The organism is Nonomuraea rosea (assembly GCF_039539705.1).
GTDB lineage: Bacteria > Actinomycetota > Actinomycetes > Streptosporangiales > Streptosporangiaceae > Nonomuraea > Nonomuraea rosea.
The window spans coordinates 1-16,722 of the sequence record NZ_BAABDQ010000085.1 but is presented as its reverse complement, the minus strand read 5'-3'; the positions used below and the strand labels follow the sequence as shown (position 1 = coordinate 16,722).

At 70.4% G+C, this 16,722-nt stretch carries 2 protein-coding genes; both read right to left on the bottom strand.

Annotation, left to right across the window (positions count from 1 at the left end; translation table 11 throughout):
* The coding region (locus tag ABEA43_RS66725; protein ID WP_345580988.1) for an amino acid adenylation domain-containing protein at nt 1–4,822 on the bottom strand (4,822 nt) is incomplete at its 3' end.
* Entirely contained in the window at nt 4,822–16,707 is an 11,886-nt protein-coding gene (locus ABEA43_RS66720; protein WP_345580991.1) for an amino acid adenylation domain-containing protein, read from the bottom strand. The genes ABEA43_RS66720 and ABEA43_RS66725, both read right to left, overlap by 1 nt.
* Nucleotides 16,708–16,722 lie beyond the last annotated feature (15 nt).

Sequence of the window (16,722 nt, the reverse complement as noted above, 5' to 3'; positions counted from 1 at the left end):
CGGCCAGGAGCGCGACCACCAGATCGACGCCACGCTCCAGCGACACCCCGACCACGGATTCCACCCCGACACCCCGAGCCACCAAAAGCCGCGCCAGACGGTTCGCCCGCGCATCCACCTCCGCGAACGTCAGCTCCACCCCGTCACCGACCACCGCCGACGCGTCCGGGACCACGGCCACCCGCGCCTCGAACAGCTCCGCCAACGTCCCGGACGGCCTTTCCGCCGCGGTGTCGTTCCACTCCTCCACGACCAGACGCCGCTCGTCCGCGTCTAGCACGTCCACGCCGTTCAGCGGCAGCTCCGGTCCGCCGTCCAGGGCCTGTTCCAGCGCGGCCACCAGATTCCCGGTCGCGGTGCGGACCAGCAGCCCCACACCCCGGGCACCGATCGGAGCGACCGCGTCCACCGCCACCGACATGCTGTCGCCGTTGTCATCGATCAGCACGACCAGGGGATAGTTGGTGCGCTCCCGCACCAACAGCAGCCGCACCCCCTCCATCTCCCCATCCACCCCGGCACCGGTGTTGTGCCGGTAATTCAAGAACGACGTGAACAGCGGCGCATCGCCCGCCACCCCACTGGCCTGCTGAGCCAGCGTCAGCGGCGCATGCTCATGCTCCAACAGCTCGGCAAGCTGACCCCGCATCGCCGCCACCGCCGCCAGCACACCCAGCCCACCCGTACGCACCCGCACCGGCAACGTGTTCATGAACGGCCCCGGCACCCGATCCGCACCCGCCCCGGCGTTCATCCGGCCGAACAACACCGTCCCGAACACCACGTCCCGCCGCCCCGACACCGTGGCCAGCACCCGCGCCCACGCCACATGCAACACCGTCGCCGGACTCACCCCCAGCCGCCGCGCCACCTCCCGCAACCGCCCATCCACCTCCGCAGCGAACGGCACCACCTCATGCACGGAATCGGCGCCATCACCCCGCACATCCACCAACCCGAACGGCGCCGTCGGCTCCTCGACATCGCCCAGCAACTCCGCGAAATAGTGGCTGTGCTCGACGTCCGTGACGCTGTGACGCGCCTGCGCCACGAAGTTGCGGAACGGCAGCGGCTCGGCCAGCTCCGCCTCCCTGCCCGCCAGGAACGCCCGCACCTCGGCGAACAGCACCTCCAGCGCGGTGTGATCCCTGACCACGTGATGCATCCGGACGAGAGCCAGCCACCGGTCACCACCCGGCACCGCCGCGACATGCACACCCATCAACGGCGCCCGATGCAGATCCATCACCGACCCCGCCAGCTCCACCAGCGCACCAGCGGGATCAGCACAGTCCGGCTCAAGCACCACCTCATCGACCGGCAGCACGGCGTGACGCCACACCACCTGCACCGGCTCCCGCAGCCCCTCCCATGCCAGCGACGTGCGATAGATGTCGTGCCGATCCACCACCCGCTGCAACCCCTCAACGAACTGCTCCACCCGGCCCCGCGAGTCGAACTCCAGCACCGCCGGCGTCACGTACACATCCGTACCGCCGTCGGCCAGCAGGTGATGGAACAGCAGACCTTCCTGCAAGGGCGCCAGCGGATAGATGTCGGCCACGTTCGCCGCGCCGCCCTCGACGGTCGCGACGACTCGCTCGATCTCTCCGGTTGTCAGATCCACCAAGGGCAACATCTCCGGCGTGATGCTGATCGCGCCGACCGGAATCAGATTGTCGGGCACCTCGGTCTGCCCGGCGCCCACGGAGTCGGCCAGGCCCGCCGGGGTGGGTGTGTCGAACAGGGCTCGTACCGAGACTGAGACGCCGCAGGAGCGCAGGACCTCCACCAGCCGGACCACCAGCAGCGAATGCCCGCCCAGCCGATAGAAGTCGTCGTCGGCGCTCACACTCTCCAAGCCGAGCACTTCGGCGAAGGCTGCGCAGACGACCTCCTCGCGGAGGTTGGCCGGCGCACGACCTACCCCTGCGGTGTATCGGGGGGCGGGCAGGGCTTTGCGGTCAAGCTTGCCGTTGACCGACACCGGCAACGCCTCCAGCGCCACCACCGCCGACGGCACCATGTACTCCGGCAACCGTCCCGCCGCGAACCCCCGCACCACCTCCGCATCGACCGGCCCACCGGCCGCCACCACATACGCCACCAACCGCACATCCCCCGGCACGTCCTCCCGCGCCACCACCACGACCTGCCCCACCCCAGGACAACCCGCCAGAACCAGACTGATTTCGCCCGGTTCGACCCGGAACCCACGCACCTTCACCTGATCATCGGCACGCCCGGCGAACAGCAGCTCACCACCGGCCGACCACGACGCCCGATCCCCCGTCCGATACATCCGCATCCCCGACCCGAACGGACACGCCACAAACCGCTCAGCCGTCAACCCCGGACGCCCGACATACCCGCGCGCCACCTGCACCCCGGCCACATACAACTCACCCACCACACCCGGCGGCACCGGCCGCAAAAACTCATCCAGCACAAACACCCGCGTGTTCGCCACCGGCCGGCCAATCGGGACAGAGCTTCCCGCCCAGTCAGGCGAACACTCCCAAGCGGTCACATCGACCGACGCCTCAGTGGGCCCGTAGTAGTTCTCCAGCCGCACGCCGTCCAGCACCTCGAAGAACCGCCGCATCACATGCACCGGCAACGCCTCACCCGAACACACCACCCACCGCAACCCGCCACACCCTGCGGCGGCCGGCTCGGCCAGAAACGCCTCCAGCATCGACGGCACAAAATGCGCCACCGACACCCGCTCCCGACGAATCAACTCCGCCAGATAGGCCGCATCGCGATGCCCGCCCGGCCGCGCCAGCACCAGCACCCCGCCCCACAACAGCGGCCAGAAAAACTCCCACACCGACACGTCGAACCCGAACGACGTCTTCTGCACCACCCGCTCACCCGCCGACAACCCCAACCGCTCCTGCATCCAAGCCAGCCGATTCACCACACCCGCATGCGACACCACCACACCCTTCGGCCGCCCCGTCGAGCCCGACGTGAACATCACATACGCCGCGTTCGCACCGGTCAGCACACCACCGCGCTCACCAGCGGTAAGCCCCCCATCCGACAGACCCGCCAACTCCGCCACCACCGCCGGATCATCCAGCACCACCCCGCCGGACAGCCCCACGGCAGACGAGGTGATCACACAGACCGCCCCAGCCTGATCGACCAGATAAGCCATCCGCTCGGCCGGATAGTCCGGATCCACCGGAAGATAGGCGGCCCCGGCCTTCAACACGGCCAGGAGCGCGACCACCAGATCGACGCCACGCTCCAGCGACACCCCGACCACGGATTCCACCCCGACGCCGCGAGCCACCAAAAGCCGCGCCAGACGGTTCGCCCGCGCATCCACCTCCGCGAAGGTCAGCTCCACCCCGTCGCCGACCACGGCCAGTGCGTCCGGGACTATGGCCACCCGCGCCTCGAACAACTCCGCCAACGTCCCGGACGGCCCTTCCGCCGCGGTGTCGTTCCACTCCTCCACCACCAGACGCCGCTCCTCACCATCGAGAAGCTCCACCCCGCTCAGCCGGACCCCCGGCTCGGCAGTCACCAGCTCCAGCACCCGCACGAACCGGGCCACCAGAACCTCGGCCGACCCCCGATCGAACAGATCCGCCGCAGCCACCAACGACCCTCGTAGCCCCGCAGGATCCCCAGCGGCATCGATCACTTCCGCCAGCCCCAGCTCCAGATCGAACTTGGCCGCCGTCTCCAGCGACACCCCCGCAGCCCGCACCCCAGGCAGCTCCACCACGGCCTCTCCGGTGTTCTGCAGGTTCAGCATCACCTGGAACAACGGATGCCGCGCCATCGACCGCGACGGCGCCAACTCCTCCACCAACCGCTCGAACGGCACATCCTGATGATCAAAAGCCGCCAGACTCGACTCCCGCACCCGCCCCAGCAACTCACCAAACGACGGATCCCCCGACAAATCCGCCCGCACCACCAACGTATTCACAAAAAACCCCACCAACTCCTCCAACCCCTCATCCGAACGCCCCGCATACGTCGACCCGATCGGAACATCAACCCCCGCCCCCAACCGCGACAACAACACCGCCAACGCCGCCTGCACCACCATGAACACCGTCACACCCTCAACCCGCGCCACCTCCACCAACCGCGCATGCACCCCCGCCGGAACCTCCACCGGCACCGCATGACCCCGATAAGACGCCACCACCCCACGCGCCCGATCAACCGGCAACACCAGCTCCTCCGGCACCCCCGCCAACACCTCCCGCCAAAACCCGAGCTGCCCCGAAATCACACTCCCCGGATCCCCCTCATCCCCCAGCAACTCCCGCTGCCACAACGCGTAGTCCGCGTACTGCACCGGCAACGGCACCCACCCCGGAACAGCACCCCCACACCGAGCCGCATAAGCCACCGACACATCCCGCCCCAACGGCCCCAACGACCACCCATCACCCGCAATGTGATGAACCACCACCACCAGCACCTGCTCACCCCCCGACACCGACCACAACCACGCCCGCACCGGCACCTCAACCGACAGATCGAAGACATGGCCCACGGCCGCGTCGATCGCCTCCTCCAGCTCCTCAGGCGCCACCTCGGCCACCGCCAGCTCCCAGGCCAGCTCGTCCAGCGGCAGAATGTGCTGGTAAGGCTCGTCGTCCACGGTGCGGAAGACCGTCCGCAGCACCTCGTGCCGCCCGATCACATCCCGCAGCGCGGCGTTCAGCGCCGCCCGGTCGACCTCGCCCGACAGCCGCTGGACGATCCGGATGTTGTAGATCGCACTCGGGCCTTCCAGCTGCCCGACGAACCAGAGCCGGCGCTGCGCGAATGACAACGGAATCATCAGGAACCCTCCCGGGTACGCATCGGCCGTAGCGCCGGTCTGGCCGGCTTTCTGTCTCCGAGCTGTCGTGCGAGCTCAGCCACTGTCCGCGCCTTGAAGAGCGTCCGCAGCGGCACCTCGGCGCCGAGCGTCGTACGGACCCGGCTGATCAGTCGCACCGCCAGCAGCGAATGCCCGCCCAGCGCGAAGAAGTCGTCATCCACCCCGACCCCGGGCAACCCCAGCACCTGCGCGAACAGGTCGCACAGGGTCTCCTCCCGCGCGTCGGCCGGTCCTCGGCCGGCCCCCACCTCGTACGCGGGCGCGGGCAGGGCCTTGCGGTCGAGTTTGCCGCTGGTGGTCACCGGCAAGGCGTCCAGCGTCACGATGGCGGCGGGCACCATGTGCGCCGGCAGCCGCTCGGCGGCGAACGCGCGCACCGACTCCGCCAGCCGCGCGTCGTCCTCCTCCGGGACGACGTAAGCGACCAGGGACTTCTCGCCCGGCACATCCTCCCGGGCGATCACAGCCGCCTGGACCACGCGGGGGTGAGCGGCCACGGCCGCCTGCACCTCGCCCGGCTCGATCCGGAACCCCCGGATCTTCACTTGGTCATCACTGCGTCCGGCGAACACGAGCCTTCCGGCCTCGGCCCACCGCACCCGGTCCCCGGTCCGATACATGCGCTCACCCACCGGGCCGAACGGATCGGCCAGGAACCGCTCGGCGCTCAGTCCCGGGTGACCGGCGTAGCCCCGGGCCACCTGCGCGCCGGCAAGATAGAGCTCCCCGGCCACCCCCGGTGGCACCGGGCACAGCCACTCATCCAGTACGTAGGCCCGCGTGTTCACATTGGGCCGGCCGATCGACACCTCCTCTCCCGACATCGGCTCGTCCGTCATCGCCGAACAGACCGTCGCCTCGGTCGGGCCATAGGCGTTCACCAGCCGGCGCCCCGCACCCCATCGCGCCACCAACTCCGGCCCCAGCGCCTCCCCACCGGCCACCAGTGTTCGTATGCCGGTCAGATCCGAGGGCGTCAGCACGCTCAGCGACGAGGGTGGCACCAACGCATGGCTCACCTTGAGCCGGGCCACCACGTCGGCCAGTCCGGGGCCCGGCAGCAGGTCCTGCGCGTCGGCCACTACGAGACAGCCGCCCGACCACAGCGCCACCAGCACCTCCCAGCAGGCGGCGTCGAAACCCGGTGAGGCGAGTTGCAGCACCCGGTCCCCGGCTCCGACCTGCCATCCGCCGGCCGTCAGCAGATTGACCGCACCGTCATGCGTGACCATCACCCCCTTGGGCCGCCCGGTCGACCCCGACGTGTAGATCACATACGCCATGCACCCCGGTACCAGACGCCCGGCGCGCTCCCCGGCGGTCAGCCCCGCGCCGGCCAGCCCGGCCAGCTCTGTCACGACCGCCGGATCGTCGATCACCACCTGCCGCACGCCCTCAGGGCACCTCCCGGCCAGCGCCGAGGAGGTCACCACCGCCGCCGTCCCCGCGTCGGCCAGGGAGAACGCGATCCGCTCCGCCGGATACACCGGATCGAGCGGCAAGAACGCGGCCCCCGCCTTCAACACCCCCAGCACCGCGACGACCCAGTCCACCCCCCGCCCCAGTACCAGGCCGACCGTCGACTCCACCGCCACGCCGCGGCCGGCCAGCAGCCGGGCCAGCCGATTCGACCGCTCGTCCAGCGCCGCGTACGACAGCTCCACCTCGCCGGACGCCACCGCGACCGCCTCAGGCGTCCGCCTCACCTGCGCCTCGAACAGCTCGACCAGCGTCGCCGGCGCCACTTCCGCCGCCGCGCCGTTCCACTCCGTCAGCACGCGGCGGCACTCGGCCTCGTCCAGTACGGACACGGCGTGCAGCGGCAGATCGGACCCTTCGTCCAGCGCCGACTCCAGCGCGGGCACCAGGTTCTCCACGCCGGTGCGCACCAGCGCACCCACCGCGTGCGCGTCGATCGGCGCGACCGCGTCCACCGCCAGCCTGATGACGTCGCCGTCGTCGGCGGCCAGGAGCGCGAGCGGGTAGTTGGTGCGCTCCCGCGAGTACACGAGCCGTACGCCCTCCATCGACTCGTCCCAGCGCTCGCCCAGGTCCTGTCCGGAGCTCCGCCGGTAGTTGAGGATGGCGGTGAACAACGGCGTGTCCCCCGCCACCCCGCTCGCCTGCTGCGCCAGGGCCAGCGGCGCGTGCTCGTGCTCCAGCAGCTCCCCGAGCTGGGACCGCAGCTCGAACACGGCGGCCTGTGCGCCGAGCAGGCCCGTGCGTACGCGTACCGGAAGGGTGTTGATGAACGGGCCTGGCACGCGATCCGCGCCCATGCCCGCGTTCATCCGCCCGAACAGCACGGTCCCGAACACCACGTCGTCCCGGCCGGAGACCACCGCCAGCACCCGGGCCCACACCACGTGCAGCACCGTCGCCGGACTGACCCCCAGGCGCCGCGACACCTCGCGCAGGCGGCCGATCAGCTCCGGCGATGCCGCGATCTGCGCGCGTACGACGCCGGCGCCGTCGCCCCGCACGTCCACCACGCCGTACGGGGCGGTCGGCTCTTCGACGTCGCCCAGCATCTCCCTGAAGTACCGCTCGTGCTCGGATCGCCGCACCCCGTCGCGGGCCTGGGCGACGAAGTCGCGGAACGGCAGCGGCTCCGGCAGCTCGTCACCGCGTCCGGTCATGATGGCGAGGATCTCCGCGAGCAGCACTTCCAGTGCGGTGCCGTCACGCACCATGTGATGAGCGCGCACCAGCACCAGCCACCGGTCGCTCTGCGGTTCGGCCGCGATGTGGGCGTCGAGCAGCGGCGGCCGTCCCAGGTCCATGATCTGGCCGCCGGCCGCCACCAGCTCGGCCACCGGGTCGGCGGCCCGCGGGTCCAGGGTCACTTCCTCGACCGGGAGCACGGCACGGCGCCACACCACCTGGACCGGCTCGCGCAGCCCTTCCCACGCGTACGAGGTGCGGTAGATGTCGTGCCGGTCCACCACCTGTTGCAACGCGTCGAGGAAGGCGTCGAGCCGCTCTCTCGAATCGAACCGCAGCACGGCCGGCATCACGTAGGCGTCGTCGCCGCCATCCGCCAGCAGGTGGTGGAACAGCAGTCCTTCCTGGAGGGGCGCGAGCGGGTAGACGTCGGCCACGTTCGCCGCGCCGCCCTCGACGGAGGCCACGACCCGCGCCACCTCGTCGGCGTCGAGGTCTGCCATCGGCAGCATGTCCGGCGTGATGACCGTGGCGCCTTCGGGGATCAGGTTGGCCGGTGGCACCACCCGATCGATTCCCGCGGAACCGGCGAGCGCCGCCACCGTCGGCGTGTCGAACAACGTCCGCACCGACACGGAGACACCTCGTGTCCGCAGCAGCTCGACCAGGCGGACGGCGAGCAGCGAATGGCCGCCCAGCTCGAAGAAGTCGTCATCGATGCCGACCGCGGGCAGCCCGAGCACCTCGGCGAACGCGGCGCACAGCGCCTCCTCGCGCGGGCTGGACGGGCCGCGACCGGCTCCGGTGGCCGCGGCCCGGTCGGGTGCGGGCAGAGCGTGGCGGTCCAGCTTGCCGTTGGCGGTCAGCGGCAACGCGTCCAGCACCACCCAGGCCGACGGCACCATGTGGTCTGGAAGCCGCTCGGCCGCGAACCCGCGCACCGCCGACGGCAGTTCGCTCGCGCTCTCCGCGTCCCGCGCCACCAGGTAACCGACCAAGCGCATGTCGCCCGGGGCCTCCTCGCGGGCCACCACGGCGGCTTGATCGACACCCGGGCACCTGGCCAGCACGGCGCGAACCTCACCCGGCTCCACCCGGAAGCCACGGATCTTGACCTGATCGTCCACCCGGCCGGCGAAGACCAGCTCACCGCCGGAAGTCCAGCGAGCCCGGTCGCCGGTGCGATACATGCGCCCGCCGTCGAAGGGGCAGGCCACGAACCGTTCGGCCGTCAGGCCGGGGCGTCCGAGGTAGCCGCGGGCAAGCTGCGCCCCGGCGATGTACAGCTCCCCGACCACACCCGGAGGCACGGGTGCCAGGTGATCGTCCAGCACGTACAGGCGGGTGTTCGCGACCGGTGTCCCGACCGGGACCGCGCCACCGGGCCGCAGGCGGGTCGTCGCGACGCCGATGGTGGTCTCGGTGGGGCCGTAGTGGTTGAACACCGCGCAGCCACGCCGCTCGGCCGCCGCGAGCAGCCGCGCCACCCAGTCCGGTGCCGCCGCCTCCCCGCCGAGCACCAGCGCCCGGTCGGGCAACAGTGGCTCCAGCTCGCCCAGCGCCGCCAGATGGGAGGGCACCATCTTCAGGTAGTCCGTCTGCAGGCCGCTCAGCGCGATCGGATCGGTGGCGGCGTCCTCGGGCACGATGTGCAGCCGCCCACCGGTGGTCAAGGCGGCGAAGATCACCGTGTTGCCCAGGTCGGTCGCCTGCCCCTGGACCAGCGCGTACCGGCCACCGGCCATCCCCAGGCGTCCGGGCACCGAAGCGGCGTAGTTGGCGAGGCCGGCCTGGGTGACCACGACGCCCTTCGGCCTGCCGGTCGAGCCCGAGGTGTAGATGACGTACGCGGCCTGCTCACCGAGCATCGCCCGCTCGGGCCTGGTGGCCGGTGCGGCGGCCAGGCGCATCTTCGTGAACGTGTCGTCGAGGGTGAGCATGCGGCTCCGGCCCGCGGGCAACTCCTCGGCGACCTCTTCGCTCGTCACCGTGAGCAGGGCGCGGCTGTCGGCCAGCATGAACGCGATCCGCTCCACCGGCTGCCGCGGGTCGATCGGCACGTACGCCGCCCCGGCCTTCCACACCGCCAGCAACGCCGTGATCAGGTCGACGCCTCGCTCCAGGCACACCCCCACCACCGACTCGGCCCGGACCCCCTCGCCGATCAGGACGTGCGCCAGCCGGTTCGCCCGTTCGTCCAGCTCCGCGTACGAGACCTCGACCCCGTCGGCCGTCACCGCGACCGCACCGGGTTCCTGCGCCTCGAACAGCTCCACCACCGGTATGTCGAGACCCTCGGCCGCCGTACGGTTCCATTCCTCCACGACGAGATGCCGCTCGTCCGCGTCGAGCACGTCCACGCCGTTCAGCGGCAGCTCCGGTCCGCCGTCCAGGGCCTGTTCCAGCGCGGTCACCAGATTCCCGGTCGCGGTGCGGACCAGCAGCCCCACACCCCGGGCATCGATCGGAGCGACCGCGTCCACCGCCACCGACATGCTGTCGCCGTTGTCATCGATCAGCACGACGAGGGGATAGTTGGTGCGCTCCCGCACCAACAGCAGCCGCGCCCCCTCCATCTCCCCATCCACCCCGGCACCGGTGTTGTGCCGGTAATTCAGGAACGACGTGAACAGGGGAGCATCGCCCGCCACCCCGCTGGCCTGCTGAGCCAGCGTCAGCGGCGCATGCTCATGCTCCAACAGCTCGGCAAGCTGCCCCCGCATCGCCGCCACCGCCGCCAGCACACCCAGCTCACCCGTACGCACCCGCACCGGCAACGTGTTCATGAACGGCCCCGGCACCCGATCCGCACCCGCCCCGGCGTTCATCCGGCCGAACAGCACCGTCCCGAACACCACGTCCTGCCGGCCCGACGCCGTGGCCAGCACCCGCGCCCACGCCACATGCAACACCGTCGCCGGACTCACCCCCAGCCGCCGCGCCACCTCCCGCAACCGCCCATCCACCTCCGCAGCGAACGGCACCACCTCATGCACGGAATCGGCGCCATCACCCCGCACATCCACCAGCCCGAACGGCGCCGTCGGCTCCTCGACATCGCCCAGCAACTCCGCGAAGTACCGCGAATGCTCGGAGTCTTCTACTCCACCGCACACCTGCGCCACGAAGTTGCGGAACGGCAGCGGCTCGGCCAGCTCCGCTTCCCGGCCGGCCAGGAACGCCTGCACCTCGGCGAGCAACACCTCCAGCGCGGTGTGATCCCTGATCACATGATGCATCCGGACGAGCGCCAGCCACCGGTCACCACCCGGCACCGCCGCGACATGCACCCCCATCAACGGCGCCCGATGCAGATCCATCGCCGAGCCCGCCAGCTCCACCAGCGCACGGGCGGGATCAGCACAGTCCGTGCCGAGCACTACCTCGCGCACCGGCAAAACAGCCCGGCGCGCCACCACCTGCACCGGCTCGCGCAACCCCTCCCACACCAGAGACGTGCGATAGATGTCGTGCCGATCCACCACCCGCTGCAACGCCTCAACGAACTGCTCCACCCGGCCCCGCGAGTCGAACTCCAGCACCGCCCGCAGCACATAGGCGTCCTCGCCGCCGTCGGCCAGCAGGTGATGGAACAGCAGACCTTCCTGCAAGGGGGCCAGCGGATAGATGTCAGCCACGTTCGCCGCGCCACCCCCGACGGTGGCGACGACCCGCCCGACCTCCTCAGCGGTCAGGTCCACCAAAGGCAACATCTCCGGCGTGATACTGGTCGCGCCGGCCGGGATCCGGTTCTCCGGCACCTCCACCTGCCGAGCCCCGGCCGCCACGGCCAGCCCGGCCACGGTCGGCGTCTCGAACAACGCCCGCACCGACACCGGCACTCCACGCGACCGCAGCATCTCCACCAGCCGGATCACCAGCAGGGAATGCCCGCCCAGCCGGAAGAAGTCGTCATCCACCCCCACGCTGTCCAGCCCCAGCACCTCGGCGAAGGCCGCGCACAACACTTCCTCGCGGAGGTTGGCCGGCGCACGACCTGCCCCTGCGGTGTATCGGGGGGCGGGCAGGGCTTTGCGATCCAGCTTGCCGTTCACCGACACCGGCAACGCCTCCAGCACCACCACCGCCGACGGCACCATGTACTCCGGCAACCACCCCGCCGCGAACCCCCGCACCACCTCCACATCGACCGGCCCACCGGCCGCCACCACATACGCCACCAACCGCACATCCCCCGGCACGTCCTCCCGCGCCACCACCACGACCTGCCCCACCCCAGGACACCCCGCCAACACCGAACCGACCTCACCCGGCTCCACCCGGAACCCACGCACCTTCACCTGATCATCCACACGACCAGCGAAAAGCAACTGCCCCTCACCCGACCAGGACGCCCGATCCCCCGTCCGATACATCCGCCCACCCGACCCGAACGGACACGCCACAAACCGCTCAGCACTCAACCCCGGCCGACCCACATACCCGCGCGCCACCTGCACCCCCGCCACATACAACTCACCCACCACACCCGGCGGCACCGGCCGCAAAAACTCATCCAGCACAAACACCCGCGTATTCGCCACCGGCCGACCGATCGGCACCGACGCCCCGCTCCAACCAGGCGAACACTCCCAAGCAGTCACATCGACCGACGCCTCAGTGGGCCCGTAATAGTTCTCCAGCCGCGCACCGTCCAGCACCTCAAAAAACCGCCGCATCACATGCACCGGCAACGCCTCACCCGAACACACCACCCACCGCAACCCGCCACACCCCGCCGCCGCAGGCTCCGCCAAAAACGCCTCCAACATCGACGGCACAAAATGCGCCACCGACACCCGCTCCCGACGAATCAACTCCGCCAGATAGGCCGCATCCCGATGCCCACCCGGCCGCGCCAACACCAGCACCCCGCCCCACAACAGAGGCCAGAAAAACTCCCACACCGACACGTCAAACCCGAACGACGTCTTCTGCACCACCCGCTCACCCGCCGACAACCCAAGCCGCTCCTGCATCCAAGCCAGCCGATTCACCACCCCCGCATGCGACACCACCACACCCTTCGGCCGCCCCGTCGAGCCCGACGTGAACATCACATACGCCGCGTTCGCACCGGTCAGCACACCACCGCGATCACCAGCGGTAAGCCCCCCATCCGGCAGACCCGCCAACTCCGCCACCACCGCCGGATCATCCAGCACCACCCCGCCGGACAGCCCCACGGCAGACGAGGTGATCACACAGACCGCCCTAGCCTGATCGACCAGATACGCCATCCGCGCGGCCGGATAGTCCGGATCCACCGGAAGATAGGCGGCCCCGGCCTTCAACACGGCCAGGAGCGCGACCACCAGATCGACGCCACGCTCCAGCGACACCCCGACCACGGATTCCACCCCGACACCCCGAGCCACCAAAAGCCGCGCCAGACGGTTCGCCCGCGCATCCACCTCCGCGAAGGTCAGCTCCACCCCGTCGCCGACCACCGCCGGCGCATCCGGGACCACGACCACCCGCGCCTCGAACAACTCCGCCAACGTCCCGGACGGCCTTTCCTCCGCGGTGTCGTTCCACTCCTCCACCACCAGACGCCGCTCATCCGCGGTCAGCACGTCCACGCCGCTCAGCCGGGTCCCCGGCTCGGCGGTCAGCACGTCCAGCACCCGCATCCACCGCGCCACCAGCGTTTCCGCCGACTCCCGGTCGAACAGATCCGCGGCCGCCCGCAGCGCCCCGCGCAACCCGGAGGAGCCCTCGGTCAGGCTCAGCTCCAGGTCGAACTTGGCCGGCGCCTCCTCCAGCGGCATCCCGGAAACCCGCACGCCGGGCAGCTCCAGCTCCGCCTCACCGGTGTTCTGCAGCGTGATCAACACCTGGAACAGCGGGTGCCGGGCCATCGACCGCGCGGGCGCCAGCTCCTCGACCAGCCGTTCGAACGGCACGTCCTGGTGATCGAAGGCGGCCAGGGTCGACTCCCGTACCCGGCCCAGCAGCTCACGGAACGTCGGATTCCCGGACAGGTCGGTGCGCAGGACGAGCGTGTTGACGAAGAAGCCGACGAGGTCGTCCAGCGCCTCGTCCATGCGCCCGGCGTTCGGCGACCCGATCGGGATGTCGTTCCCGGCTCCGAGCCGCGACAGCAGGACGGCGAACGCGGCCTGCACCACCATGAACGTCGTGACGCCCTCGGCCCGCGCCACCTCGGCCAGTCGCGCGTGCACGCCGGTCGGCACCTCGACCGGCACGCTGTGTCCCTGGTAGGAGGCCACCGCCGCCCGCGGCCGATCAACCGGAAGCACCAGCTCCTCCGGCACGCCGGTCAGCGCGTCCCGCCAGTATCCGAGCTGCTGTGCGATCACGCTGTCGTCGTCCTGGTCGTCGCCCAGCAGGTGCCGCTGCCACAACGCGTAGTCCGCGTACTGCACCGGCAACGGCTCCCACGCCGGAGCCGCACCGCCGCGCCGAGCCGCGTACGCCACCGACACGTCCCGCGCCAGCAACCGCAACGACCACGCATCACCGGCGACGTGGTGAACGACCACCACCAGCACCTGCTCATCCGCGGACACCGACAGCAGCCACGCCCGGATCGGCAGCTCGCACGCCAGGTCGAACGTCTGACCCACCGCCGCGCCGACCACGCCGTCAAGCTCCTCCGGCGCCACGCCGGCCACGGCCAGCTCCCAGCCGGGCTCGTCAACGACCTGCTGGCAGGGCTCGCCGTCGGCGACCGGGAAGACCGTCCGCAGCACCTCGTGCCGCCCGATCACATCCCGGAACGCCGCGTTCAACGCCGTCTGATCGACTTCCCCGGACAGCCGGAGCACGACCGGCACGTTGTAGGTCGCGCTCGGCCCTTCGAGCTGTCCGAGGAACCACAACCGCTGCTGCGCGAACGACAAGGGCACCCGCTCCGGCCGCCGTTCCACCGCGCGCAGCGCCTGCCGCGCCACCCCGGCGCCCTCAAGCCGGCCCGCCAGCCCCGCCACCGTCGGCGCCTCGAACAGCAATCGCAACGGCACCTCCACGCCCAGCGCCGCCCGGACCCGGCTGACCAGCCGCACCGCCAGCAGCGAGTGCCCGCCCAGCCCGAAGAAGTCGTCCTCCGCCCCGACCTCGGCCAGTCCGAGCACGTCGGCGAAGGCCCGGCACAGAAGCTCCTCCAGCACCGTGGCCGGAGCCCGCCCCGGGCCCGCCTTCTGCTCCGGCGCCGACAGGGCCTTGCGATCCACCTTGCCGTTCGCGGTCAGCGGCAGCGCGTCGAGCACGACGATCGCGGACGGCACCATGTAGCCGGGCAGCCGGTCAGCGGCGTGGCGGTGCACCAGGCGAGGCTGCACGTCCGCGCCCACGACGTAAGCCACCAGACGGACGTCTCCAGGGGCGTCCTCACGGGCGACCACCGCTGCCTGGGACACCAGCGGATGCGCCGCGAGCACGGCTTCCACTTCGCCCGGCTCGATCCGGAACTCCCCGATCTTCACCTGGTCATCGGCCCGCCCGAGGTGCTCCAGGTTCCCATCGCCGCGCCAGCGTGCGAGGTCGCCGCTGCGGTACATCCGCGCGCCTGGCTCGTACGGACAGGCCACGAAACGCTCAGCCGTCAGATCAGGCCGCCCCACATACCCACGAGCCACCTGAACACCGGCGATGTACAACTCACCCGCCACACCCGGCGCCACCGGACGCAACCGGTCATCCAGCACATACAACCGGCAGTTCGCGATCGGCCGCCCAATCGGCACCGACTCCCCGACCTCGACACCCGCCCGCACCTCGAACACACAGCAGCCGACCACCGTCTCCGTCGGCCCATACTCATTCACCACCACCGACCCCGGAGACTGCGCCAACCACGAACGGACAAGCCCGCCCGGCAACGCCTCACCGTCCACGACCCAGGTGCGCCCGGCATCTCTCGCCACCGTCCCGGCCAGCAGACTCAGCTGCGCCGGAACCACCTTCACCAGCCCCACGCCAGGCAGAGCCTCCGCCAGCCCTTCATTGCTGACCACCACTGCGGCCCCAGACACCAACGGCACCCACAAGCTCGTCACCGTCAGATCGAAGGCCACCGACGTGTGCAACGGCGCGCCCTCACCCACCCCATAAGCCGCCGACGCCCACCCCACGTAATTCGCCAACCCAGCCTGCGACACCACCGCACCCTTCGATCCCGAGGTGTAAATGACGTAGGCCACCTGCCCGCCGGTCATCACGCGGTCCGGCTTGACAGCAGGCGCTGCGCTCAGCCTGGTCACCGCGTCATCGAGGACGAGCAACCGCGCCCCACCAGCCGGCAACGCCTCGGCGATGTCCCCGCTGGTGACCGTCAGCACCGCCCGGCTGTCACCCAGCAGGAACGCGATCCGCTCCACCGGCTGCCCAGGATCGATCGGCACATAACCCGCCCCCGCCTTCCACACCGCCAGCAACGCCACCACCAGCTCAACCCCACGCTCCAGGCACACCCCCACCACCGACTCGGCACGAATCCCCTCACCGATCAGGACATGCGCCAGCCGATTGGCGCGCTCATCCACCTCCGCATACGAGACCCGCTCAGCACCCCACCGCACCGCCACCGCCTCAGGCGTCCGAGCCACCCGCGCCTCGAACAACTCCACCACCGGAGCACCGATGTCGCCGGCAGTGTCGTTCCACTCCTCCAGCACCCGCCGCCGCTCCTCATCGTCGAGAAGCTCCACCTCGCTCAACCGCACCTCTGGCTCGGCAGTCACCAGCTCCAGCACCCGCACGAACCGGGCGACCAGAACCTCGGCCGACCCCCGATCGAACAGATCCGCGGCAGCCACCAACGACCCGCGCAGTCCAGCCGGTGCCCCGTTCGCGTCGAACACCTCGCCGACCAGCACCTCAAGGTCGAACTTCGCCGCCGACTCACCCGCCGGCATCGCCGTGGCACGCACGCCCGGGAGCTCCAGCGCCGCCTCGCCGGTGTTCTGCAGGTTCAGCATCACCTGGAACAACGGATGCCGCGCCATCGACCGCGACGGCGCCAACTCCTCCACCAACCGCTCAAACGGCACATCCTGATGATCAAAAGCCGCCAAACTCGACTCCCGCACCCGCCCCAGCAACACACCAAACGACGGATCCCCCGACAAATCCGCCCGCACCACCAACGTATTCACAAAAAACCCCACCAACTCCTCCAACCCCTCATCCGAACGCCCCGCATACGTCGACCCGATCGGAACATCAACCCC